The sequence below is a fragment of the Nostoc sp. genome, assembly GCF_036919555.1.
Classification (GTDB): Bacteria; Cyanobacteriota; Cyanobacteriia; order Cyanobacteriales; family Nostocaceae; genus Nostoc.
The window spans coordinates 134,423-159,300 of record NZ_JBALCS010000007.1 but is presented as its reverse complement, the minus strand read 5'-3'; the positions used below and the strand labels follow the sequence as shown (position 1 = coordinate 159,300).

At 41.3% G+C, this 24,878-nt stretch carries 22 protein-coding genes and 7 pseudogenes; 11 read left to right on the top strand and 18 right to left on the bottom strand.

Going from position 1 to position 24,878, the window contains the following annotated elements:
* Nucleotides 1–4 precede the first annotated feature (4 nt).
* From V7K36_RS02600 to V7K36_RS02590, 3 genes and pseudogenes are all read left to right on the top strand, one after another.
* Nucleotides 5–1,117, top strand: a pseudogene (locus tag V7K36_RS02600) (IS630 family transposase).
* A gap of 24 nt (nucleotides 1,118–1,141) precedes the next feature.
* Nucleotides 1,142–1,297, top strand: a complete 156-nt coding sequence (locus V7K36_RS02595) for a hypothetical protein (protein WP_335112919.1) — start codon at nucleotides 1,142–1,144, stop codon at nucleotides 1,295–1,297.
* A 17-nt stretch (nucleotides 1,298–1,314) separates the two neighbouring features.
* Nucleotides 1,315–1,482: pseudogene (locus tag V7K36_RS02590) on the top strand (transposase); the annotation flags it as partial.
* Between the two features lie 294 nt (nucleotides 1,483–1,776).
* On the opposite strand, the gene V7K36_RS02585 reads toward V7K36_RS02590, so the two are convergent.
* The 7 genes and pseudogenes from V7K36_RS02585 to V7K36_RS02560 all read right to left on the bottom strand — a co-directional run bounded on the left by V7K36_RS02585 (nucleotide 1,777) and on the right by V7K36_RS02560 (nucleotide 6,822).
* Nucleotides 1,777–2,565, bottom strand: a complete 789-nt coding sequence (locus V7K36_RS02585) for a BMC domain-containing protein (protein ID WP_334832384.1) — start codon at nucleotides 2,563–2,565, stop codon at nucleotides 1,777–1,779.
* Between the two features lie 56 nt (nucleotides 2,566–2,621).
* On the bottom strand, nucleotides 2,622–3,395 hold the full coding sequence (locus V7K36_RS02580; protein WP_335112917.1) for a transferase: 774 nt from the start codon (nucleotides 3,393–3,395) through the stop codon (nucleotides 2,622–2,624).
* A gap of 180 nt (nucleotides 3,396–3,575) precedes the next feature.
* Nucleotides 3,576–3,821, bottom strand: a pseudogene (locus tag V7K36_RS33945) (ribulose bisphosphate carboxylase small subunit); the annotation flags it as partial.
* Between the two features lie 102 nt (nucleotides 3,822–3,923).
* Nucleotides 3,924–5,564: pseudogene (locus V7K36_RS02575) on the bottom strand (ribulose bisphosphate carboxylase small subunit); the annotation flags it as partial.
* A gap of 205 nt (nucleotides 5,565–5,769) precedes the next feature.
* Nucleotides 5,770–6,072, bottom strand: coding sequence for a EutN/CcmL family microcompartment protein (locus tag V7K36_RS02570; protein WP_334832380.1), 303 nt, complete (start codon nucleotides 6,070–6,072; stop codon nucleotides 5,770–5,772).
* A gap of 6 nt (nucleotides 6,073–6,078) precedes the next feature.
* On the bottom strand, nucleotides 6,079–6,423 hold the full coding sequence (locus V7K36_RS02565; RefSeq protein ID WP_196515968.1) for a carbon dioxide-concentrating mechanism protein CcmK: 345 nt from the start codon (nucleotides 6,421–6,423) through the stop codon (nucleotides 6,079–6,081).
* A gap of 90 nt (nucleotides 6,424–6,513) precedes the next feature.
* Nucleotides 6,514–6,822, bottom strand: a complete 309-nt coding sequence (locus V7K36_RS02560; protein WP_190891121.1) for a carbon dioxide-concentrating mechanism protein CcmK — start codon at nucleotides 6,820–6,822, stop codon at nucleotides 6,514–6,516.
* Between the two features lie 664 nt (nucleotides 6,823–7,486).
* Between V7K36_RS02560 and V7K36_RS02555 the strand changes: the two genes are divergently transcribed.
* The 5 genes and pseudogenes from V7K36_RS02555 to V7K36_RS02535 form a co-directional block, all read left to right on the top strand.
* Nucleotides 7,487–9,343, top strand: a complete 1,857-nt coding sequence (locus tag V7K36_RS02555; protein WP_335112914.1) for an NAD(P)H-quinone oxidoreductase subunit F — start codon at nucleotides 7,487–7,489, stop codon at nucleotides 9,341–9,343.
* 139 nt (nucleotides 9,344–9,482) lie between these two features.
* Entirely contained in the window at nucleotides 9,483–10,988 is a 1,506-nt protein-coding gene (locus tag V7K36_RS02550; RefSeq protein WP_335112912.1) for an NADH-quinone oxidoreductase subunit M, read from the top strand.
* A gap of 71 nt (nucleotides 10,989–11,059) precedes the next feature.
* Nucleotides 11,060–12,190, top strand: coding sequence for a CO2 hydration protein (locus V7K36_RS02545; protein ID WP_335112910.1), 1,131 nt, complete (start codon nucleotides 11,060–11,062; stop codon nucleotides 12,188–12,190).
* A 350-nt stretch (nucleotides 12,191–12,540) separates the two neighbouring features.
* A pseudogene (locus tag V7K36_RS33940) lies at nucleotides 12,541–12,942 on the top strand (DUF4277 domain-containing protein); the annotation flags it as partial.
* A pseudogene (locus V7K36_RS02535) lies at nucleotides 12,925–13,200 on the top strand (transposase); the annotation flags it as partial. The pseudogenes V7K36_RS33940 and V7K36_RS02535, both read left to right, overlap by 18 nt.
* Nucleotides 13,201–13,268: 68 nt before the next feature.
* On the opposite strand, the gene V7K36_RS02530 reads toward V7K36_RS02535, so the two are convergent.
* Together V7K36_RS02530 and purE are read right to left on the bottom strand one after the other, a co-directional pair.
* Entirely contained in the window at nucleotides 13,269–13,568 is a 300-nt protein-coding gene (locus V7K36_RS02530; RefSeq protein WP_335112908.1) for a putative quinol monooxygenase, read from the bottom strand.
* A gap of 86 nt (nucleotides 13,569–13,654) precedes the next feature.
* Nucleotides 13,655–14,173 (bottom strand): 5-(carboxyamino)imidazole ribonucleotide mutase, encoded by a 519-nt coding sequence (gene purE, locus V7K36_RS02525; protein ID WP_334828015.1) that lies wholly within the window; start codon nucleotides 14,171–14,173, stop codon nucleotides 13,655–13,657.
* A gap of 152 nt (nucleotides 14,174–14,325) precedes the next feature.
* On the opposite strand from purE, the gene nagA reads away from it, so the two are divergent.
* Nucleotides 14,326–15,510, top strand: a complete 1,185-nt coding sequence (gene nagA / locus V7K36_RS02520; RefSeq protein ID WP_335112957.1) for an N-acetylglucosamine-6-phosphate deacetylase — start codon at nucleotides 14,326–14,328, stop codon at nucleotides 15,508–15,510.
* Here nagA and V7K36_RS02515 read toward each other — a convergent pair.
* Both V7K36_RS02515 and V7K36_RS02510 read right to left on the bottom strand, forming a co-directional pair.
* On the bottom strand, nucleotides 15,503–15,658 hold the full coding sequence (locus V7K36_RS02515) for a hypothetical protein (RefSeq protein WP_335112906.1): 156 nt from the start codon (nucleotides 15,656–15,658) through the stop codon (nucleotides 15,503–15,505). The genes nagA and V7K36_RS02515 overlap by 8 nt on opposite strands.
* A 402-nt stretch (nucleotides 15,659–16,060) precedes the next feature.
* Nucleotides 16,061–17,185, bottom strand: coding sequence for a site-2 protease family protein (locus tag V7K36_RS02510; protein WP_335112955.1), 1,125 nt, complete (start codon nucleotides 17,183–17,185; stop codon nucleotides 16,061–16,063).
* A 464-nt stretch (nucleotides 17,186–17,649) separates the two neighbouring features.
* Between V7K36_RS02510 and V7K36_RS02505 the strand changes: the two genes are divergently transcribed.
* Nucleotides 17,650–17,847, top strand: coding sequence for a transposase family protein (locus V7K36_RS02505; protein ID WP_335112953.1), 198 nt, complete (start codon nucleotides 17,650–17,652; stop codon nucleotides 17,845–17,847).
* A gap of 233 nt (nucleotides 17,848–18,080) precedes the next feature.
* On the opposite strand, the gene V7K36_RS02500 is transcribed toward V7K36_RS02505, so the two are convergent.
* From V7K36_RS02500 to V7K36_RS02480, 5 genes and pseudogenes are all read right to left on the bottom strand, one after another.
* A complete protein-coding gene (locus V7K36_RS02500; protein ID WP_335112904.1) occupies nucleotides 18,081–18,392 on the bottom strand; it encodes a hypothetical protein in 312 nt (103 codons plus the stop codon).
* A gap of 502 nt (nucleotides 18,393–18,894) precedes the next feature.
* On the bottom strand, nucleotides 18,895–19,197 hold the full coding sequence (locus tag V7K36_RS02495; RefSeq protein ID WP_334828019.1) for a hypothetical protein: 303 nt from the start codon (nucleotides 19,195–19,197) through the stop codon (nucleotides 18,895–18,897).
* A gap of 457 nt (nucleotides 19,198–19,654) precedes the next feature.
* Entirely contained in the window at nucleotides 19,655–21,058 is a 1,404-nt protein-coding gene (locus V7K36_RS02490; protein WP_335112902.1) for a glycoside hydrolase 100 family protein, read from the bottom strand.
* A 62-nt stretch (nucleotides 21,059–21,120) separates the two neighbouring features.
* Nucleotides 21,121–21,687: pseudogene (locus tag V7K36_RS02485) on the bottom strand (SDR family NAD(P)-dependent oxidoreductase).
* A gap of 477 nt (nucleotides 21,688–22,164) precedes the next feature.
* On the bottom strand, nucleotides 22,165–22,914 hold the full coding sequence (locus V7K36_RS02480; protein ID WP_335112900.1) for an LCCL domain-containing protein: 750 nt from the start codon (nucleotides 22,912–22,914) through the stop codon (nucleotides 22,165–22,167).
* A gap of 155 nt (nucleotides 22,915–23,069) precedes the next feature.
* On the opposite strand from V7K36_RS02480, the gene V7K36_RS02475 reads away from it, so the two are divergent.
* On the top strand, nucleotides 23,070–23,459 hold the full coding sequence (locus V7K36_RS02475) for a hypothetical protein (RefSeq protein WP_335112898.1): 390 nt from the start codon (nucleotides 23,070–23,072) through the stop codon (nucleotides 23,457–23,459).
* An 86-nt stretch (nucleotides 23,460–23,545) separates the two neighbouring features.
* Here V7K36_RS02475 and V7K36_RS02470 read toward each other — a convergent pair whose 3' ends face one another.
* The gene (locus V7K36_RS02470) at nucleotides 23,546–24,109 is read right to left on the bottom strand and encodes a 3'-5' exonuclease (protein WP_334828026.1); all 564 of its coding nucleotides are present in this window, start codon (nucleotides 24,107–24,109) and stop codon (nucleotides 23,546–23,548) included.
* 209 nt (nucleotides 24,110–24,318) lie between these two features.
* Nucleotides 24,319–24,753, bottom strand: a complete 435-nt coding sequence (locus V7K36_RS02465) for a hypothetical protein (RefSeq protein ID WP_335112951.1) — start codon at nucleotides 24,751–24,753, stop codon at nucleotides 24,319–24,321.
* Nucleotides 24,754–24,878: the final 125 nt, after the last annotated feature.

Sequence of the window (24,878 nt, the reverse complement as noted above, 5' to 3'; positions counted from 1 at the left end):
TGCTATCCCTGCTAAAGGCTTTCTGAGCTTAGAACAAAAACAGCGTCTACAACAGTTCTTAAAGCAGAGCGATCGTTTTGAGATGAGAGAGCGAGTTTTGATACTGTTATTGATGAATCATGGTAGGACGCAAGAAGAAATAGCGTCATTGATTGGTTGCTCTCGCCGAACAGTAGCATATTGGTGTGTGCATAGAGATCCAGATACGATAGAAAGCTTAGAAGACGGAAGAAGAAAAAGAGAATATAGAAAAGTTAGCCAGGTTTATATAGATAAGTTATTAGAAACAGTAGATAAAGAACCAAGTGAATTAGGTTATGAATTTGGAAGATGGACGGCAGAAAGATTATCAACATACTTAGAGAAAGAAACAGGAGTAAAATTAAGTGGTTCTCAAGTGAGGAAATCTTAAAACGAAAAAAGTATGCTTACCTCACAGGCATTGTATAGTCTAGAGGACAGACAAAAGCCAGAGAAGAGAAAAGAATTTCAAGAAAAGTTTCTCAGTTATTTATCAATAGCAAAAGAACACCCAAGCCTTTTTCAGATATGGTTTTGGGATGAAAGTGGTTTTAGTTTGCGGGTGTTAAGAAGGAAAACTTGGGGGAAAAAAGGAAAAACAAAAAAAGTTACTGGTAAACGTAGTAGAGGTCGGGTAAATATTATGGGAGGTTTAAGACTTTCTGATAAAAAGCGGGTATGTTACTTTATTGAAAAAGGAAATTCAGAAACCTTTTACGAGCAACTCAAACAACTGCACAAATTTGTATTAAAAGAATGGCTGGATTTAGGAAATAGTCAAGAAGACTTTCATCTTTGTGGACCAAAAATAATTATATTTTTAGATAATGCTAGCTACCATAAACGTAAAGATATATGTGCCAAAATTGAAAATAATTTACCGAATATTGTTCTTGAATATCTCTCTGCTTATAGCCCTGATTTTAATTTGATTGAATTAGTTTGGCATTCCTGTAAAGAATATATAGCTCATCGACTGTTTCAATCAGTATGTGAACTAAAATCTACCTTAAATAAACTCTTAAATGATGGAGAGCTTATTATTAAATGGGGAAGAAGGATAAAAAATAAGGGAAACGCTGTTTGTGCAAATTAAAAGCATAACAGCTTAGCAGAAATATTGCGCCGTTGGGGGAAAAATAGACTTGGGGAAGCGAAAACAGATGAAGCGGAATATTTAGCAGCAGTTATTGTTGAATTTAGCGATCTAATTCAGCAATTCCCCTTGGGTGACAAAGCCAGCAATATGTATGGAAATTGCCATCACTGGCTATGAAGTCGCTTTAACTATAGATTACTATTTTTGAATTACCTACTTATTCCCCTCATTTGAATTTAATTGAAATTTTGTGGCGGTTTATTAAGTATGAATGGATGGCTATAGATGCTTACAAAGATTGGAAAACTTTTGTTGCATCCCTTGAAAAAATTCTGAGAGAATTTGCAGAAAATCATGTATAGCAGTGGACAAAGCCGTTAGGACAATTCGGCGATAGACGCCTTCAACAAGCGTACATTGTGAATTGATTGTTGTCCTAAGCTTCCTGTCCGTTGCTATAATTAATTTTGTCTAACTACTTAACAATGCTCACAGAAAGCTATGAGTTCTATTATAGACAAAACTCTATTATTTATATTCAAATAAAGGTATTTTACTTATGGATTGAACAAGCTATTATCAGAACAATAAGAGCGTAAGATGCCTTCCATCTCCCGATGAATGCTGGATGAGGATTTTCCAAAATTCATCATTCATCATTCATCATTCCATAATTCTTCTGTAACTTTTGTAGTTAGCTTGGTTAAATCTGGTAATCTTAGTATCTCGATTTCGGCAACTTGTTCTTTAATATTCACAGGCAAGTTTAACGGTTGGTGTTTTTCTATCCAGCAACTTGCTAATGGCAAAGTTAGCTCCATTTCATCTAGTGGTCGAGGAATTACCATCACTGCATTCAATTCCCCAATGCGTTCTGCCTCAAACATTCCTGCTTCCACTGCTACCGCCACATTTGCTACGGAACCGCGAATAATGGCTGTACACAAACCCGCACCAATTTTTTCATAAGCTGCCAAATGAACATCAGCAGCTTTGAGCATGGCATCACACGCTCCTACCATCGCTGGAAATCCTCGCGTTTCTACCAAACCAATTGCTTGATTACTCAGCCGGCTGTAATTGCCCTCCTCCATCAATTTAGTCAAACGGGTTGTGATGGGAAGCACTATATCTAGGTTGGGATAAGGTCGAGGAATCACCAAACTAGAAATCAACTGACCAAACTGTTCAGCCGTTTGCACACCTGATTCTACTGCCAGACGCACGTCAGCAATTCCACCCCGGACGATCGCAGTACAATGACCGCTACCAATTTTTTCATACCCAACTAGGTGAACTCCCGCCGATTTCAGCATCATATCCGCCGTACCAACTATCGCTGGAAAGCTGCGGGTAGAAACTAAACCCAAAGCAGTATCCTCGTAGGTTTCTTGACGATGCGCTCCCTGGACGGTATTGATAGACCGTTGATTATATGTTTCCATGTGAATTCCCCAAGATACGGAAAAAGCCGACAACTTACAATTAACACTTACTCGGACTAATCGTCAGAGTTTGGGTTGCTCAAGGATTGTCTATGAGGAAACAATGTAGTCAACAGTCTGCTAATGCTCCCTTGCCCATAGATTTGAGTCCCAAAACCGTTAGGCGATTCTGTGGCTATCTGACTGGAGTCTGAGTCATGTTCTGTAGACTCTTGGGCGGCTTCCCCCAAACTGGAGTCAGGATCATTAGGCGGTTCTTCCACGGGAGGAGACTGTTTTTCTGGAGTGGCGGGAGATTTAAAATAAGAAATCGACTTGTTTTGTTTGAAATCTACAAAAGCCGCAGCTGAAAAGTTAGTTGAGGAAATTACCTTTTCTTTAACTCCACCTAAGCCATTTTCCTCTTCCTTCTGCGGTGGTGGACTTGTAGAAGCTGGGTTATTTGTGGATGGTTCCAGTTGCTTTGTTTGGAAAATCTGCCGACTGGTGTCTCCTAAAATCGAACCAGATGGTACTACTTGTCCAGGTTCAACTGAATAGTTAAAAAGTGTTGTCGCCGAACCAATGCAAGCATTTGCTCCAATTTTGCCCTTGCCAACCATCAAAAAACCGGCTCCCAGGTTTGCACCTGCTTCTACCTCTAGGGTTCCTTCATGGACTTGGAGAATTGCTCCCATACCAATACAGACCCCTGGCCCAATGATAATCTTGCTGTTTGCAGCCGCTTGCAGTATTACCCCAGGTGCAAGTACCGCACTTGGATGAATACTCACCTCACCACTAATGTAAGAATCAAAGTTATTGCTGAGGTGCAGTAGCGGCACAGACATGGAAATTTTAACCTCGGAAGTCAGAAAATAGAGAGTTAAAAGTTAAAAGTGACGAGTCAGGAGTTAGTTAAAAGTTAGGAGTTATAAATTTTAAGTTTAGAGTTATGAATTAACAATCTTTTTTAACTCCTAACTCCTGTACAGACGCGATTAATCGCGTCTCTCCTAACTCCTAACTCCTTAAGGTCGTTGAATAATCGTTTCCAATACCCGACGCTTCGCTTTGGGGTCAACACCAATTAAGCGCACATATTCACCTGGATATTCGCCGAGTTGCTTTTCTAGGGCTGCGATCGCTTCTCTTTCTGAGGAGGCTTGAATTTGACCGGTACTAGTCCAGGAACCTGTACGGAAGCGGCGCTCATCTACATGCTCAATGCTAATTTTAGAGCCGCCAGCTAATAATTGCCGGAGTTGGTCTACTACTTCAGTACTCAAGCGGGTACTGGTAGCTGTTGGTGTAGCTGTAGCAGAGGGTGCATTGCTAGTAAATGATTTCTGACTGCCAGAGGAGGCTACTTGACCATTTGGACGTTGGATAATCGTTTCCAATACCCGACGCTTCGCTTTGGGATCAATACCAATTAAGCGCACATATTCACCTGGATATTCGCCGAGGTGATTTTCTAAAGCTACGATCGCTTCTCTTTCTGAGGAGGCTTGAATTTGACCAGTACTAGTCCAGGAACCAGTCCGGAAGCGGCGCTCATCTACATGCTCAATGCTAATTTTATACCCACTACTCAATAATTGCCGGAGTTGGTCTACTACTTCAGTACTTAAGTGACTACTCGTAGCTGTTGCCGATTGTGCATTACTAGTAAATGATTTCTGACTGCCAGAGGAGCCTACTTGACCATTTGGACGTTGGATAATCGTCTCTAATACCCGCCGTTTGGCTTTAGGATCAATGCCGATTAAACGCACATACTCGCCTTGATGGCTTGATATACATTCTTCCAAGGCGGAGATGACTTGATTTGTGGAAGTTGCTTCTATTGGCTTACAACTAGTCCAGGAACCAGTTCGGAAGCGGCGTTCATCTACGTGTTCCATGCCAATTTTGTAACCACCTGCCAAAAGTTGGCGGATTTGCTCTAGAGTTTCGCCATTGACTTTGCCACTGCTAGAGGCGTTACCATTACCATTACTGCTGCTGTAACTGCTATTGCCACGACTAGCAGGAGCTTTAAAGCTGGTAGCTGGTTTAGCATCACCATCCGGGCGTTGGATGATGGTTTCTAGCACCCGCCGTCTACCTTTGTCAATGCCAAACAGTCGGATATACTCACCGCTATGCTCACTTACACAGCTTTCTAATGCTGCGATCGCTTCACCGAGAGATCTCGGTTCAATTGGTTGGCAACTAGTCCAAGAACCCGTGCGGAACCGTCTTTGGTCTACATGTTCCGTACCAATCTTATACCCTTGCTCCAATAGATAGCGCAACTGCTCTATTGTTTCTGCACCCAAGCTATTGCTCGACACTTCACTACTCCTTTCCAACTCTAAGACAGTAATACCATTACCTGTATAAGATTTAGCGTTCTCATCCCGAATGGGTGCTATACATTTGCTATCCGCAGCACAGAGATAACCAGCTCGCAATGCTTGATTAATCCCAACCACATGATGAGCAAATTCCTTATCCTGATCTTGCACATCTGGCAAGCGGTCAGCTTGCTGCTGGCTAGTAATTATCGCTCCCGAAGGTACATATTTACCTGGGGGAATTTCTACGTCTTGAATTAAAGCGTGCAGCATCACGATGCAACCTGCACCCACCCTGGCATTAAACACCGTAGAGCGAAAGCCAATGAAGGAATTATCCCCGACATAAGCTGGCCCATGAATTAGAGCCATATGGGTAATGCAAGCATTTTCGCCAACCCACACCGAGTATTTATTTTGGTCATCGCCAATTACTCGACCTTGCTCTAACCCATGAATCACAACACCATCTTGAATATTAGTGTTTTCACCAATATAAAAAGGTGTGCCTTCATCTGCTCTAATCGTAGTTCCCGGAGCAACGATTACATTTGCACCTATTCGTACATCCCCAATCACATTGGAGAACGGATGTACAAAGGCAGTTTCATGGATTTGGGCTTCAGCTAAATTCCTCGACCACGGGGTTGGGGGTGCCGCCGTGTTGCGGACTGCCATCGCGAGATTCCTCCTGTATTAAGTTATGAGTTATGAGTTATGAGTTATGAGTTATGAGTTATGAGTTATGAGTTTTCACTCCTCACTTCTCTAACTGTTGACTATCTCTTTAAGTTATGAATTATGAGTTTTAACTCTTAACTCTCACTCTTAACTCCTCACTCCTCACTCCTCACTATTAACTCATAACTTCTTTAACTGTTGACTATCGATATTGCTCTTTTTTGCTGTAAATGAGGCGATCTTCAACGTGAATGGTATCTATGATCGCCACCACTACTGCATCTAATGGACGTTGTTCATTTCCAAGAACTTGACGAGCAGCACTGCCACGACTGACAAGTACCCACTCATCCACTCCTGCTCCCACACTATCTGCTGCTACCTCATATTGTGGCAGGATGTTTCCGTCTTCATCCACTAATTGTAACAACAGTAGTTTGACACCCCTGAGACTTGGATCTTTTTGGGTGCTAACTACTGTGCCGCGAACTTTGGCAACTTGCATTACAAATTACGGTCTTCTACCGAAAGGACGAATTGCATTCACATTTTCGCGGAACTGCTCTACGTCTTCGGTATAACGAATTGGCAGAACATATTCTAAGTTCTCGTGAGGACGAGCAATGATGTGAGTAGACAGCACTTGTCCGCCGAAAACCCGCTTTACAGATTCAACACCTGCGGCCACGGAAGCTTGCACTTCCGAAACATCACCCCGGACAATCACCGTCACCCGACCACTACCGATTTTTTCATAGCCTACTAAAGTGACACGGGCAGCTTTCACCATTGCATCAGCAGCTTCTACTACTGCTGGAAAGCCTAGCGTTTCAACCATTCCTACTGCAATTGACATTAGTTTTAATCCCTATTTCAAAGTTTTTAGCCCTGGACAAAAGTGATGCTTAATCAGGTAAAAGTGTTAATTACTTTGTTTAAACAGCTTTTAAGTACGGAACTGTTCCACAGCTTCTGTGTAACGTATCGGCAAGACGTATTCCAGGTTTTCGTGAGGACGAGCAATGATGTGAGTGGATAACACTTCACCACCATTAACTCTTTTCGCCGCTTCAACCCCAGCTGCTACAGAAGCTTGCACTTCCGATACATCTCCCCTAACGATCACGGTGACACGAGCGCTACCAATTTTTTCATAGCCTACTAAAGTGACACGGGCGGCTTTCACCATCGCATCAGCAGCTTCTACTACTGCTGGAAAGCCCTTCGTTTCAATCATCCCAACTGCAATTGGCATCGCAGAACTCCTACAAAATGAATCTAATCAGTACTGTTGTTTGAAATTTTTGACGGGGAGAGCTTTATCTTAGAGCTAAGAAAACACTTCCAAATTAAGCATAGGAAAGCTTGGCATCCCTGGCAATATAAAATACTATAATAGTTTATGATAAGAAAGTTTTAAAAAACTTAACAAAAGTTTATATGGTCTTCTGGGCAATTAAAGTTGACTAATTCCTAGAGCTAGCCACTTATGCCTTATAATTTCTTTATTGCATTTACAAAACGACATTCATAACTCAGGCTAATCCCATCTGGTGAGGGACAAGCAGAGGCTGTATGTTTTGCTGTCTCTATCTTTCCTCAAAATTTACTCTATGTACAAGGACTAGGTGAAAAATATATAATTTTTTCAAATATATCGTATAAAGTACTTTGGTCAAAGTAGAAATACAAATGTAAAAAGGTCGGTGATGTTAAGACAAGTAAATGCTTTTGCTTATGTAAAGTTATATTTTACTTATATTTAATAGGGTAAAGTTAAGTAAAAGTACTTCCGGCAATTTAGTTGAAACAATAGCAAAAAAAACATCGGTGTTTTGGAAAATTAATTTTATTAAATAAATCATAACTGTTTGAAAGCTTTTTTTAAAATTAAGGCTGAGTAGTAAAGGGAAATTTAAATGGATCAATTTCTATTTTCAACAAGTTTGTTTGTGCCTTTTTATAGCTTATTGGGCGCAATTTTGACCTTGCCGTGGGGAATAGGAATCATTCAGCGAACAGGGCCAAGACCTGCGGCATATATAAACTTGTTGACGACTGTTTTAGCTTTTGCCCATAGCCTGTTTGTATTTAAAAATATCTGGGATAGAGAACCAGAAAAGTTACTAGTTACCTGGTTCAAAGCTGCCGATTTAGACTTATCTATTGCCTTGGAACTCTCAGCAATCAGTATTGGGGCAACAGTTTTAATTACGGGGCTAAGCTTACTGGCACAAGTTTACGCTCTGGGTTACATGGAAAAAGACTGGTCGTTGGCGCGTTTTTTTGCGCTGCTGGGATTTTTTGAAGCAGCGCTGAGTGGTCTAGCAATCAGTGATTCTTTGTTTCTTAGCTATGCGCTTTTGGAACTCCTGACGCTTTCGACTTACTTGCTGGTGGGGTTCTGGTATGCTCAACCACTAGTAGTGACAGCAGCGCGAGATGCGTTTTGGACTAAACGGGTGGGAGACTTGTTGCTGCTGATGGCTGTGGTGACGCTTTCCACCTTAGCCGGCAGTTTGAACTTTTCGGATTTATATGAGTGGGCGCAAACAGCTAATTTAAGCCCAATGACATCAACATTGCTGGGGTTGGCGTTAATTGCTGGGCCTGCTGGTAAATGCGCCCAATTTCCACTGCACCTGTGGTTAGATGAGGCCATGGAAGGTCCCAACCCCGCCTCGGTAATGCGAAACTCACTAGTAGTAGCTGGTGGTGCTTATCTTTTGTATAAACTGCAACCATTGTTAGCACTGTCGCCAGTTGCCTTGAATACCTTGGTAGTCATGGGCACGGTGACAGCAATTGGCGCAACATTAGTATCCATAGCTCAAATTGACATTAAGCGATCGCTATCTCATTCCACCAGTGCATACATGGGCTTAGTGTTTTTGGCGGTGGGTTTGCAGCAAGGGGGTGTGGCCTTGATGTTGCTGTTAACTCATGCGATCGCTAAAGCATTATTATTCATGAGTTCTGGTTCAGTAATCTTGACTACCCAAAGCCAAGACTTAACAGAAATGGGCGGTCTGTGGTCACGGATGCCAGCCACCACCACTGCCTTTGTTGTCGGTTCAGCGGGGATGGTAACACTGCTACCATTGGGAAGCTTCTGGGCAATGCTAGCATGGGCTGACGGCTTCGTGAATATTAGCCCTTGGGTGATTGGGGTTTTATTATTGGTCAATGGCTTGACAGCATTGAACTTGACCAGAGTATTTAGATTAGTCTTTTGGGGGAAACCGCAACAAAAAACCCGTCGCACCCCAGAAGTTGGTTGGCAGATGGCCTTGCCAATGGTGATTCTCACAGTGCTGACTCTGCTTGTACCTCTGATGCTACAGCAATGGTACTTGCTACCCGATTGGGAAAGTATTAATTGGTATGTGGCGTTCGCGTTGTTTGCTTCTACCGTGGTGGGAGTAGGTTTAGGGTGTACAGTTTATCTGCACAAAGCTTGGTCAAGATCCAGAATCTTGGCGTGGAGATTTCTGCAAGACTTGTTAGGTTATGATTTTTATATTGACCGAGTTTATCTTGTAACGGTGGTGAGTCCAGTAGCACTGCTATCTAAGGTTTCTGCTTGGAGCGATCGCTACTTGGTTGACGGTTTCGTAAACTTGGTTGGGTTTGCGACAATTCTCGGCGGACAAACTTTAAAGTACAGCATTTCTGGTCAATCTCAGGGCTATATGTTGACCATCCTAGCAGTTGTCAGCGTCCTGGGTTTTTTCATCAGCTGGTCATCGGGTTTACTAGATAAATTGCCTTTTTAAACGAGTTAAAGAAACGCGATTAATCGCGTCTGTACAGGAATTAGGAGTAGAGACGCGATTAATCGCGTCTCTACAGGAGTTATTATTACTCTGCCTCTTTCACATCCCCCATTCCCTGTCACCTATCCCCCTTCTATCTATGCTTAGTGTTTTAATTTTAGTGCCGTTAATCGGCGCAGCTTTAATTGGTTTCTCGCCCTCTGGCATCAGTGGGAAATTTGCCCGTGGGGTGGCTTTGCTCTTTGCCAGTATCGCTTTCTTGTGGACAATCGTATTAGCAATTCAGTTCCATCCAGGGGAAATCACTCAACAGTTTGCCGAGTCTCTCCCTTGGGTAGAGGTTTTAGGCTTGAACTATAACCTTGGGATAGATGGTTTATCTTTGCCATTGCTGGTTATGAATGGACTATTGACTTGCATTGCTATCTACAGCAGCGATGAATCCCTACAGCGTCCGAAATTTTATTACTCTTTAATACTATTATTAAGTGTTGGGGTAACAGGAGCCTTTATGGCACAGGATTTACTGCTATTTTTCCTGTTTTACGAATTGGAACTGATTCCGCTATATCTATTGATAGCCATTTGGGGTGGCGCAAGACGGGGTTATGCTGCAACAAAATTTCTCATTTATACAGCAGTTTCGGGAATCCTGATTTTAGCAAGTTTTCTCGGCATGGTTTGGCTGAGTGGTTCCTCTAACTTTGCACTAGCAACCTTGAACGCTACGACTTTACCTTTAGCGACACAGCTTTTACTGCTAGGGGGGATTTTGGTCGGTTTTGGGATTAAAATTCCCTTAGTTCCCTTCCATACTTGGTTGCCAGATGCTCACGTTGAAGCTTCCACACCGATTTCCGTGCTGTTGGCTGGGGTACTGTTGAAGTTGGGAACTTACGGCTTACTGCGATTTGGTATGAACTTGTTACCAGAAGCTTGGGCTTATGTGGCTCCTTGGTTAGCGACTTGGGCAGTGATAAGTGTGCTGTATGGTTCATCCTGCGCGATCGCTCAAACCGATATGAAAAAAATGGTGGCGTACAGTTCCATTGGGCACATGGGTTACGTGCTTTTAGCTGCGGCGGCGGCTACACCTTTAAGTGTGTTGGGTGCTGTGATGCAAATGATTAGCCACGGCTTGATTTCAGCAATGCTGTTTTTACTGGTGGGGGTTGTGTATAAAAAAGCCGGAAGCCGTGATTTAGAAGTCATCCAAGGATTGCTAAACCCAGAACGGGGTATGCCAGTAATCGGTAGCTTGATGATTGTCGGAGTCATGGCCAGTGCTGGTATACCGGGAATGATCGGGTTTATTTCCGAATTCGTAGTTTATCGGGGGAGTTTTCCAGTTTTTCCAGTACAAACCCTGCTGTGCATGATTGGTACAGGTTTAACAGCTGTTTACTTCTTAATTCTCGTTAACCGCGCCTTTTTTGGTCGCCTGTCTGCATCAGTTACCAACTTACCGCGTGTGTATTGGAGCGATCGCGCCCCAGCTGCAATTTTAGCTGTGCTGATTGTCATTTTCGGCATTCAACCTGGTTGGTTAGTACGCTGGACTGAACCAACAATTACAGCAATGGTGAATACTCAAAACGTAGTAGCAACGGTGTCCTTGGATAAGGCAATCAGGGCTGAGGATTAGGGATTAGGGAAGAGTTTTCCCAATGCCCAATGCCTAATGCCCCAATCCCTAAACTTTTTGGAGAGACGGCAATGGTAACTATTAAAAAGAAAGCCACTCACAATCCCTTAGCTAACTATATTGAACGTTTGCAAAAAGGAGAAGGATTACTCCCCGATAATCCAGAAAATGTCCTGGAAGTTGTTGGCATTCTGAAAAGCTATGGCGTAGTTTTAGATGCCTACTCAACAAATCTTAACTATATTGCCGAGCATCAATTTTTAGTATTTTTTCCATTTTTTAAATACTTTAATGGAGAGGTTTATTTTCAGAAATTACTCCGTCACTGGTGGCATAATCGAATTAATTTTGAATATGCCGAGTATTGCCTGAAAGCCATGATGTGGCACGGTGGCGGCGGACTAGATACGTATTTAGATACAAAAGAATTTAAAGAAAGAGCGCAAGCCGTTATCGCTGCAAAATTTAAAAATAATCCCTTAATTCCAGGTATTAACCAACTGTTTCCAGATTTCTTAACAGAACACTTGCGCGTCTCTGCTTACTACACCGGTTTAGGTCAATTCTGGCGAGTAATGGCTGATATGTTCCTCAGCTTATCAGACCGCTACGACCAAGGCGAAATCAAATCCATCCCCCAAGTTGTAGACCACATTAAAACAGCGTTAGTCGCAAATGCGTCAAACCCAATTACCTACGCCGTCAAAATTCGAGGTGAGGTCTATGAAATCATTCCCAAAAGCGTTGGTTTGACTTTCTTAGCAGATACAGCAATACCTTATGTAGAGGCAGTATTCTTCCGAGGAACTCCTTTCCACGGTACAGTTTCATACAACGCCCAAGGATATCAAATTCCCCCAGATCAAACCCGATTTCAATATGGCGCATTGTATGCAGATCCTTTGCCCATTGGCGGCGCGGGTATTCCTCCCACCTTGTTAATGCAGGATATGCGTCATTATCTTCCAGAGTATTTGCACGAAATTTATCGTCGCAGTCTTCGGGGTGAAGATGATTTGCGGGTACAAATTTGCATCAGCTTCCAAAAATCGATGTTTTGCGTGACAACAGCAACGATTTTGGGACTGATGCCTTATCCTTTGGATACTAAAGATCCAAATGAGGAAAAAGGTAATCGAGTTTATTTAGAGAAGTGGATGAGTCGGTTAGAAACTTCGCGGTTGCTGGATGTGAATAAATAGTTGATTTTTGGTCAAGATTATGCCTTTGGTTCAATCCTTGATTCCGCACCCACAACTGTCACATACCAAGGCAAGGGATCTTTTTAGTACAAAAAAACTACTCCTCGTCAGACTGAACAAAGGTAAATAAGAATTTATCGCATTAACTTGGGTGTGAATAGATCAGCCAAAAAAACTCAGTAAAAATGATAATCATTCCGGGAAAGTGTTGAGAGAGGCTCTGGTAGAGCCTCTCTCAACGTATGTTTGTAATTTGAGATGATGGCATAGGTGGGTATTGAATAAGAAGACAAAATTAACTGAAATTAAGTTTAAAATTTTCCCAAATATGATTTTCAAGGAGGGTGTTTATGGTGAGGATCAAAGATATTCAAAAGATAGACCACTTGGGGATAGTGGCAGGGATGGTAGATGCAATTAGTCTGGTATAAATAATTAATAGTTTATTAGGGTCAGAACTCTCCGAGTAAGTGAGTGCTGGGCAGGTAGTAAAAGCGATGATTTTAAATGGGTTGGGATTTGTTTCTCAACTTTTATATATGTTTCCCAAATTTTTTGAAGAGATAGCTTGTGAGCATTTGATTGGAGTAGGAGTCAAGCCGGAATATCTCAATGACGATAAATTGGGAAGAGTGATGGATAAATTATTTATTAAAGGGCTAGATACAATATTTTTAGCAATTAGTTTAAATGCGGTTAAAGCTTTTGAAATATCTTTAGCTTCATCACATTTGGATTCCGAGAGAATTCATAATTGTATTGAGGGAAAATTCGGACAAGCTAAAAGAAGATTTAGCCTCAATCGAGTGATGGCGAAACTGCCTCATACTTCTCAAACTACAATTGCTATTACTTTTTTAGTGATGAATCTCTCTACTCACCTGTCACGGTTGTTTTGTGCTTTTTTATGTCTATTTTTCAAAAATAGAACTTTTTTACAGTCTGACATAACTGAAAGTTATCATTTTACGATTTGTAGACAACAAAAGCTTATTTTTGACCTTGTTTGAATAACTAGTCAACCCTTCTCTTACTTTTTTTATTACTTTTTCAGCAAACTCTATTTAGCAATATGTGATTATGCCAAAAGATGGTAACGGCGGATATCTGGTGTAGCAGTTACTAAACCTTCAAGTTTGGCTGCTACTGCTTGGAAATGGGGTGAATCTAGATGAGTATTCAGGGCTTCATCAGAAGTCCACTGCTCTACAAAAGTAAAGTCTGTTGGATCGTACTGGTTTTGCAAAAATTCATACTTGATCGCACCTGCTTCCTGACGAGTTGGCTCTATGAGTTCCAACAGTACAGCTTTTAATTCTTCTACTTTGTTAGGCAAAGCAATAACACGGGCAACAATGCGAATAGTTTGGTTAGTCATTTGTTATGGGGCATTTGTTATGGGGCATTGGGTATTGGGCATTGGGGAAAGACTTGCTGCTCTCCTACTCTGGTGTTTAAATTTATTTAAAACATCTGCTGTAAATATTGCTCATAGCCTAGTTTTTCTAGTTTTGCTTGCTTTGCAATTACTGATTCAGATAGGGTTTGGCGATATTGTTGCACTCTTTCTAGCAATTCTGGTTGCTGAGTTGCGAGGATTTGTACTGCTAAAAGCCCAGCATTTTTGGAATTACCGATCGCCACTGTTGCTACAGGAATACCCGCAGGCATTTGTAAAATAGAATACAAAGAATCAACACCTTGTAAGTTACGAGTAGGTACAGGAACACCGATGACAGGAAGTGGAGTTAAAGAGGCTACCATTCCAGGCAGATGGGCAGCACCACCCGCACCAGCAATAATCACCTTAATACCACGTTGGTGTGCAAGTTGAGCATATTGCACCATGCGTTCTGGAGTACGATGAGCAGAAACGATCGCCACTTCGCTCTCAACGCCAAATTCTTCACAAACTGCGATCGCATCTTTCATGGTGGGCAAATCAGAATCGCTGCCCATAATAATACCAACTAGGGGAGTCATAATAATTCAAAATTCAAAATTCAAAATTGTTTGAGCAAGATATGAAAGCTGTGTAATGCCGATCATCATCTCATCTATTGGCGTTGCTTTATATTGATTCATTGGTCTTGGTTGCATCTAAAATCAGATTTAGCTATCTTCTCGCCAGTGTGATGACCCAAGCAACACAAAATCCTGTAAATATTATCAATGCTAGAGTACCAGGTTACAAAGATTTGCAGATGCTCTTGGTTGCCCAAGAAGGCATAATTGAGCAAATCTTGCCAATGGGTACAGTAGGGGTACACAGCCGTGCATCCGTAATAAATGTTGATGGCGACTGGATTTCATTGGGTGGCGTTGATTTACAAATTAACGGTGCTTTGGGATTGGCATTTCCTGATTTGACGGCTGAAAATGCTCACTTGCTGGTGAAGATATCACAATTTTTGTGGGATTTCGGGGTAGATGGATTTTTACCGACACTTGTGACAACTTCAGTAGAAAAGATTCAGCGATCGCTTGCTATTATTGCTGAGGTTATCCCCAGTCAACAAGCAGGTGCCAAGATTCTGGGAGTACATCTAGAAGGCCCATTTTTGAATTTTCAAAAGCGCGGCGCACACCCAGCAGAGTACTTGTTACCCTTAACAATTGACGAGGTAAGGCGAGTTTTGGGTAATTATGCTCATGTTGTGAAAGTTATCACCTTAGCACCGGAGTTAGATTTCAATGGTGAAGTAATTCCATATTTGCGTTCTCTGGGGATTATTGTCAGTTTAGGGCATTCTCAAGCAACATCCGCCCAAGCGCAACGTGCTTTTGAGGAGGGTGCAACGATGGTAACTCATGCTTTCAACGCCATGCCAGCATTACATCACCGCGAACCAGGATTATTAGGGGCAGGAATTACTAATCCTGATGTGATGTGTGGTTTTATTACTGATGGTAAACACGTTTCGCCCACAATGCTGCAAATTTTACTTCGCGCTAGCTATCAAGAAAAAGGGCTGTTTCTTGTTAGCGATGCTCTTGCACCTTTGGGGCTACCCGATGGCGTGTATCCTTGGGATAGTCGGGAAATTGAAGTCAAAAACGGTACGGCACGACTGGCTGATGGCACTTTGTCGGGGACTACTTTACCCTTGTTGGTGGGAGTGCAGAATTTGGTGAAGTGGGGAATTTGTGATGTAGAAAGTGCGATCGCTTTAGCTACTAATGCACCTAGAAAAGCAATTGGTTTACCAGGAATTATTAAGAGTCAATCCGCTAACTTATTACGCTGGCATTGGGATGAAACTACAAAAGAATTAACTTGGCAACGTGCTATCACAGCAGATTTGGTATATTTTAAGTAATCCATATCAGATTAACTTTGTCTCCCTTCATCCCCACACGTACTATAAATTCATGTCCATCATCAGCAAAACTCAGCTTCCACAAATAGGTCTGAGTTTCTCCTTGTTTGAGATGACCGAAATAAGTAGTTGTATAACCCTCAGACATGCGTGGAATTAGCGGGGAGCTAACTTGGTCAAATATTTCTTTGGTAATATCTCTTCTGTACTCTAAATCACCTACCGTAAGAAAAAGTTAGTAATTTCCCGCAGCAGTGGCATCCAAAATAGTCTGCAAACAATTAATCACGTTTTCAGGAGGATTTGTCGAATTCATATATCATCCTCTATGTCTAGTGTGACTGAGAGATCAGGCGTTGACTAACAATATAAGAATATGATACTTGATTTATTTAAATTATCGAACTTTAGAGATCGCACCATCGTTTATTAACGGGGTAATCTTGTTTAAAATCCTTTAAGCTATTGGCTTTTACGTCTAGTTACTCTTGTTTAGTGTGGAACAAGAATCTCCCACCAAGCTACACTGTGGTGGGAGAATGTCAATAAACTATGCAGGGTTCGGTTGAGTTCGGCTTTGCAGTAGTTGGATAATTGCAGTTTTTTCTAAGATTCCAACTAGAACGCCATTCTCACGAATTACGGGAAGTACAGATAGTTTTTGTTGTTCGAGTAACTGCATGACTTCCAGCAGAGGCTGATCTGATTGGACTGTGGTTGATTCAGTAATTGGTCGCATGACTTCTCTGACTTGAGTTTCTGGCCACAGTGCTGTTGGAACGCTTCGTAAATTATCAACTGCGATCGCACCTACTAATTGTCCATCATCATCAGTCACCAGGAACCGATGCCAGTTTTGCCCGCTTATGACTCGCTCATCGGCAAACTCTCTCAGAGTAAGATTCGCAGATACAATCGGGCTATCTTGAGTTACAGCATCTTCGGCAGTCAAACCTGTGAGTTTCTCTTGCACTCTGGCAAATTGAGCCGCATTCCCAGCATTTTGCAACAAGAAGAAGCCAACTAACAAGTTCCAGAAGTTACCGAAGCTGCCAAATAATAGTAGGGGAACTATACCAGAAAGAATTGCTACCCAACCAAAGATTTGCCCAACTCGACTAGCAAAGGTAACGCCTTTATAAGGATTGCCTGTAATTTTCCAAACAATGGCTTTCAGTATATTTCCGCCATCTAAGGGCAAGCCAGGAATCAGGTTAAACAGGGCTAATGCCAAGTTAACAGAAGCTAGGACACCAAGAATTGCCGCTAACGGGCCTGATGCAGTAGTTGTAACGCCAATAGCTGTAACGATACCACATAGTAGTAAGCTTACCATTGGCCCAGCGATCGCTACCCAGAAAGCCTCACCTGGGGTTTTCGACTCTTTTTCTAAGCTAGCCAAACCGCCGAATATAAACAGTGTGATGGATTTAACATCAATACCTTGACCCATCGCAACAAAACTGTGGCCTAATTCATGGGCGACGACAGAGGCAAATAACATCAACGCACTCATCAATCCTAGTAGCAAAGCTAATCCCGCAGATAATTGGGGGAATTGTGCCGCCAGTCCACTGCTATAGCTCCAAGTTACTAAACCTAAAACTAAAAACCATGACGGATGGATATAGAAGGGAATTCCGAAGAGATTACCAACGCGAATTGTGCCATTCATGTCGTTCACCTTTGATTTCAACTTCGAGAGGTTTGCTTTCGTCCTTCTCGATGTCTCTAATGTAACGAAAGGTTAAGAGGTTTTAATCTTTCTAACGGTAGTGGTGTCCGTCTGTAAAGGTGCGGTTATTGGTATTATTTTGGGAATAATACCAATTTACAGCTATTTTCAGGTAAACAGACCACGCGGTAGGGGCACAGCAATGCTGTGCCCTTACGACAGATGTGGTTCAAATACTTGAATTATGCTGTAAAAAACGATTGCGACAGATGGATTATCAAAAAGTTTATTTACTGAAATACTAGCAATTTCATTAGACATCTCCAAAATAGTAACATTTTGTGTTAAAAGAACATCAAAGACCTTTTTTGACACAGAAAAATGAGCAACATACTGAATTATATTAAAGAGAATCCTCAAGAAACAAAGCGGTTAATTGGTTTGGAGTATGAACAGTTACAACAATTAATCCAAAATGCGGAAATTTAATTGATACCCCCATTAAAAAACCAAAAAATAAAGATTTAACAGTTGAGCAAAAAGAGGAAAATAAAGAGTTTTCATCTAAACGAATATTTGTTGAACACAGAATCTGTTCGTTGAAAATATTTCGAGTCGTTCCAGATAGATTAGGTTATATGCCCCCAAATATGAACAAGTAATCTTGACAATTTGTGGATTAGTAAGGTTCCGAATTGGAGCGCTAATATTAGCAGCAGAAACATCCGCTATCTCATCTCTTTAAAATTAACGCATATAACTATATATTTTTGCCTAATTATCAACAACAAATATCTCAAAGCCTTATTTTGTGTACATTCTAGCTAATTCTTGATGATGGCATTTACGTCCTAAAGCCTAGCTATACAAAGGCTTTGATTATTTTCGGAGATGTCTATAGAGTATCGAAGCTCTGATCATCCTTGTAACCATTGGCTTCAAGGAACTTTTGACGCACTTCTGTTTTTAGTGCTAGTGCTTTTGCTGCTTGAGTACGCGCCTCAAAGTGCTTAATTACATCTTCATAAGCACTCTCCCTCAGAGTTTTGTTTTCAGCCTGAACTTGCTCCAACTGAGTTTTTATGGCTTGCAGTTGGGATGCTAAAGCAGCTGATTTATGATATTCAACTTTTAAAGCTTGCTTTGCATTGGCTAACAAGATTTTATAATCTAGCTGATCTTGATCTTGATTTTTTTCCGATTCCATTTTTATCTCTTGAGCAACAGATTTTCGGTGATCCACTCTCGTCAGTTATATGACAAAAACTGGCGAGAGTTTATTCAGGAGTGCTGTTAGCGGATAGCTATGGTTTAGCCCGTACTGAGTAATAAGTAATACTTAATTAATCTTTTCACTCAGTGAGAAGTCGGAGATAAGGTTTGGGGGCTATCTGAACTTCTCCCTACAGCCCTTCGGGCATCCTACGGCAGGCGCTAGCGTCTCCCTTTGGGAAAGGGAAGCCACTGCGTTGCTGAGGTTCCCCCCATTGTAGCAAGTGGCATGAGACGCCAAGGGCGAACGGTGAATCAGTACTGAGTTATCGCACTTAAGGCTCGAAATAAATAGGGATTTCTTTTCCATCCCTCAAGGCACTTGCTCTAAACCAAGTTGATGCCTGGTTGGTCTAGTTTTACTTTTTTACTCACCACTTCTTCCTGGGCACTCAGCACTGTTTGGGTAAGTATTGTCTGTGTTATCTGAGTATTAGTTAGTTCACTAGTAATGGTGATTCCGAGTGAGGATTTTCCTTAATACTACTCAGACAAAAACTAATGTGGGAGCGGATAGCTCGCTCATAAACTCCAGTCTGCTGAGTGCGTACCCCTACAGCCTGATATATTAAGTTAATTTCTGGGAATTCAGACCAATACATCAAAAATATGTCTTTCGCTGGAGTAATAATTTCATAATTATTCTCTTGTCTTTTCTTTCTGAGTTTACAATTATTTAGTTGTAATTTTTGTCTGAATAGTTTTTCAAATTCTGGAATTAAATCTGAAGCAGTTTTCATGTTTTATACACGTTAAAACGTGTTAAGGATGCAAAGACTATCTGATGATATTACTAAGTATGACACTTCAGATACCTCTTACTATATAGTGTATCAGTTATCGGGTGTTTGAGAAGGGAATTTAGACGCCCGGTAACTCGTTGGCACAGCTTCTGGTAGAGAAGAGGCTGTGCGAGCCGCGATCTGTTGATCAGGATTTTATATAGGATAACTTAGGTATTTATTAACTTCTACTTACTAAGAGTTTTTCCCCTTATGATGTTGTGTCAGTGTAGCTAGTACAGGCGTAAGTTTGCCTACCTTTAACCAGTTGCTCTGAACAACTTGTCTGCCCCAAGTCTTGTTAATTGAGATGGTAGCTGGACTTACGCCAAGCTGTACTAGTTGGCAAAGACACCCTGTATAATTACACCGCTAAATCATCTTCTCTTTAGAGCCTTGCGGGGCAATTCAGTACCTATAGGCTACAGCCTGGGCCTTCAAGACCCTCTGCAAAGCTGATTAATTCCAAGTACTCTGGATTTTCCACGAACTGTTTAGCAGCAAGCAATCCGGCAATGCTCCAAGTTTGATAAATTCTGGCTTCTTTGCCAATTAAACGACCATTGTTGCCATCGTAGTATTCCGGGAATTTATCCTTAAATAAACGCCTTTCGGCAATAGCGATCGCAGCTTGGGCAAGTTCTGTTCGACCTGTTTTCTGTGCCGCAGCAGCAAATAACCACAGTAAAACTGGCCAGTTACCACCGTTATGATAAGACCAAGCGCTGTTCTTAGAGTCACAGCCTGTAACAATTCTCCACTCTAAACCTTCCAAGGCTGGAAAGCAGATTTTAACAGGCATATAGCCGATCAAGTCTTGCCAACGCTGGGCAAATAAATTCATGATGCTTTGAGATTCTGTGTCGCTGGCTAAGGAAGCTAAGATTGACATCAGATTTCCCAGAGCAAAAAAGCGAAAATCTATCCGTCCCGGCCCCAGATTTCCTGCTAAATATCCTCCAGTTTCGGGCAACCAGTCGGTTAACCAACTGGGGATTGATTCTGAGTGGATGTTGAATTTATTAACAATTTCTTTACCAAATTCGTTACCTTTGTAACGATAGATTTCCCCCAATCGCTTCAGGTCTAGCCAATAATAGTTGCGGATATGATATTTCAAAGATCCTAATCGCCTATTGACTTTACCGAGGTAGCTATCGCCATCTCCATCTGGTAAAAGCAATTCACTAGCTGCCCTCAAGGACGCATAGAATAACACCTGAATTTCTAGAGGATGTTCGTAGACTCCCATGCGACGGTCAATCATAAACGCGCCATCGGGAACTAACATTGTTGGGTACATGGAAAACCGATGTACCAGGCAAAGATCCAAAATTAGTTTGATTCCTGCTTGAAAATCTGCCTGACGCGCTAGGGACAAATCGCCTGTAGCTTTTTCATAAGCTCGTAGCAGGAGAATCCACCACATACAGGAATCAATTGGGGGAACGCGAGCGATCGCCTGCTCACCAAAATCAGCGACCAAAAATTCCTCATTCCCATTAGAATGTACCTTAAAACTTGCAGGCATTAATCCCGCTCCTGGTTCAAAGCAGTCGATCTGCTTTTCATGACTTTGTAATTTCAGTGTTTCTACTAAGAAGTTGCGGACAATCTCTGGTTTGCCGTGCATGAGAAACACTAAGGCAGAAGGAACAAAATCCCGGAGAAAGCATTGGTCATAATTGAGTGCATCTGACTCCATATCGTGGGCGGCTATAGTCCCAATGGGTTTTCCCTGGTAATAAATTATCGACTTTTCCAACAGTTTCCAGGCTTCTGCTGACAGCAGACTGTTATTATCGATCGCGCTAGTCATAGGCGTTTAATTCCACTAATGGTATGTATCGGCTCAATTGTGGAAAGTATGCAAGCCTTACCTCAAATTGACCAGGTTTGTGAGAAGTCAGCATACAGAGTCAATCCACCATCTACAAACAACGTTTGTCCGGTGATGTATGATATACATCGGTCGAGGAATAATTTCGTGAACGCTGGAAATATTAATAATCATCCCCGAACGATTAAGAGACAGGAGGTGTTTAATAGTTTCACGGGCGCAGAGATACACACCCCGGAGATTGACTGCAATTACTCGATCAAAGTCTGCTGTCGTAACTTCGTGGGATGGACTTTCTGTTTGAATGCCAGCATTGTTACCTAGAATATCTACACTACCAAATTCCTTAACGACGGTTTGACCATCTCAACAATGTCTGATTCTTGGGAGACATCTCCCTGAACCAGTAGCGACTTCACACCACAGTTTTCGATATTTTCGCAGGCTTTTTGCAATGCCATCTCTTCTGTGTCTGTCGCAGCTTTAGGGTCTTTGCGGTAATTGATGGCGATGTTGCACCCTTGTTAGGCAAATCTGATTGCGATCGCCTGACCGATACCTGACGTTGCACCTGTAATTAAGACATTCTTTCCTTCTAACCCTATCATATTTCTTGCTCTAGCTGCCCTTGCTTGAATTTGTACTCAGTCAAACAATTTTGGATTTTAGATTATTCCAGGACTTACGCAAAAAAGTTCTGAAGTAGCGGTAATTCATGAATTACCGCTACGACAAATCAGGTTTTTGAGACAATTTTGCGTAAGTCCTATATTCCTTCAATCCAAAATCTCAAGTTGGTACTGTAAACCCCAAGGGAGGGAATGCAAAATTTAAAAATAGGTTTTTCATAATTTTGAATTTTTGATCCTATTTGATAAAATACCTGCTACAGATAAATGTATAAAGGCGTACAGTTGTACACCCCTAGAGCCGATTTACTTGTTATAAAAATTGTTGAAAATGGTATTAGTAATAGTGTAAATTCGCTGGCACTTATTCAGGAACTACTCAACAACTTGATTTTTATGTTCCAAGGCAAAGCCGTTGTCTGCCACAAGAATTTTCTAGTGAACTACTGATAGTCATCATCTAACAAAAATAAAACTTCCTCCCCAACTACCGTAGTTTAGGCTGTTCACTCCATTACGAGTCGTCCCATTGTAAGACCCTGCTCCTGGACGAATTCTAATTGTCACTTGTCCGCCATTTCTAGTTGTGATTAGTCCGGCATGTACAGCCGCATTGCAAATTGAGGAATCGTCGGTATAAACGTCAGTGCCCCATACATTGTAAATATAACCATTCGGCGGGCAAATGAATATGAAATCTTGGTTTAACTGTCCACGTAGATTTGAGGCTGTGCCATTCCATCCTAATTGAATATTTTGCAGTGATCCTGGTGATCGTGTTGAACCAAGGAAAATAAAACTTCCTCCCCAACTACCGTAGTTTAGGCTGTTCACTCCATTACGAGTCGTCCCATTGTAAGACCCTGCTCCTGGAAGAATTCTAATTGTCACTTGTCCGCCATTTCTAGTTGTGATTAGTCCGGCATGTACAGCCGCATTACAAATTGAGGAATCGTCGGTATAAACGTCAGTGCCCCATACATTGTAAATATAACCATTCGGCGGGCAAATGAATGCGAAATCTTGGTTTAACTGTCCACGTAGATTTGAGGCATTATCGCTCCAAGTTATTTGCGGTACTGCGGCCAATTGTGTTGTTTTGTGATTCCACTGTTGTGGAGTCTTTGGAGTTTTGGCTAGCGCAGAATCGACTAATGCTGTTAACGATATTACAAGCGAAACGAAAATCGGTAATCTCAAGTCCACACTCCTTTCCTTAAAATCACACAATACCCTTCTGTTTCCAGAGAATACCACGTTTTTTGACTTGACTTTTAGCGTTATCTTTTTGGGGCAGCGATCGCCTACTATACCCTATCAAAAATTAATATAGTAAAGGCATATAGCAAAACGTAAATAGTATGTATCATGATCAAATGTTGCAAAAAACTGTAGCAGCCAATAGTAATTTACATCAAGTAATCCTGAGTGAAGCAAAAAAAGAGCAAGCACAAACGCATGAATTAACTTTCCCTGATCTAGCGATATCTTTATTTCCTATTGGCTTTATAATTGGTTGGATAGGTTTTTTCCTAATATTGCGAAAAGCGCGGGTATTTTTAGATGATAAAATGGTTTTTTCCATCAAAGAGTTAGATAAACTCCCCTGTAAAAACTGTCGCTTTTATTCCCATAATCATTATCTAAAATGTGCCGTAAACCCTTCTATTGTTCTTACCAAAGAAGCGATGAATTGCTCTGAATACTCACCCAGTAATAAAAAAGGTTTCTCCAAAAATCCCTTTGGCTAAGGATAATAATTCTCAAAGGACTAAAGCCCTAACTCCAAACTTATTTACACATCAAACTTAGTGTCGGGAACGGGCAACTTTTCCATTCAGCTTAGTTTTTTAGTTTTAATCTGTCTGTAGATAGCTGCAATGTTGCGGGAATCATCAATGCCGCGATGATGTGTTCCTTTTAATTCTATCCCCAACTCATTGAGAGCCTGTGCCATGCCAAATTTTTTAGACACGCCAAGATATTCTGAAAATTCCTCTTTGATATTTATGTGTTCTGAAATAAAAGGATAAGGGAAATTATGAAACGCGCAATCTTGAATAAATTGCTTTTTGTCGTAATTGCCCCAAGAACAAAAAATATGATTGGGAAATGAATAAATCCATTCTTTGAAGCGAGAAATTGCCTCGATAAATTTTGGTGCTTCGTCAACATATTGCTGGCGAATACTAGTCAATTCGGTGCAAAAACCTGTCAGTTGCGGATGTCTCACAGGTTGAATGAATTGCTGAAACTCGGAATCAATTTCCCACGTTGCTCGATTGAGCATCACCGCACCAATTTCGATGATTTCCATTTCGTGACGGGGAATAGTCTTACTGTCACAGCACGTAGCCTCCAGATCGACTATCAGATAATAATGGGATATTTTAGTTTGCATATTAGGTAATATAAATTGGTAATTAGTATTTGCAACTTTATTGTAATGTTTATACTACAAAATCGCGATGCTTACAGCTTTTTTTATCTATTTGAACCACAACCTCCTGTAGGGGCGCACAAATAGATGTACGCCTCTACTATGCTGAAAAGACAAACTTTATAGTCATTTTTTCTACTTCACTAAACAAGAACTTAGGGAAAGGGAATTTAGATTGATGAAAAAGGTTTAACCCAACGGAGTTGAATAGCCATATCAAGAGCGATCGCAGCAAACGCAAACCACAATACACTTTCAAAAGCCAACATCAAAAAAGGCAAAATTGCGCTATGAGAATTCCACCCAAGTTCTATCTGAGTTAATCCCCGCACCAAGCCAAATGCCAGTACACCACCAGCTTTGAGTTGAGGATTTTTATCTGAGCGGATGATATAGCGGTAGGTGACACCAAATAGCAAACCAGTAAAAGTTGCAACTCCACCACTCACCAACCACTGCCAGTTAACATCACTTTGCAGACTTGCGAGTGTCTGAAAATACTTTGCGAGTACAAAAGTATTTAACAGACTAGTAATAGCAAAAGCCAAACACACAGATAAACCTCCAACTATTCCAGCCTTGAGAGATTCTATGCGTTCTGCCATTAATTGAGGATCTAAAGTTGCGTTCACTCTATATAGAAATTAGGGATTGGGTATTGGGAAAATTTTTCCCCACTCTCCAGTATGATAAATGCTAAAGCAATTTTGTAATTAATTAAATATTGTTC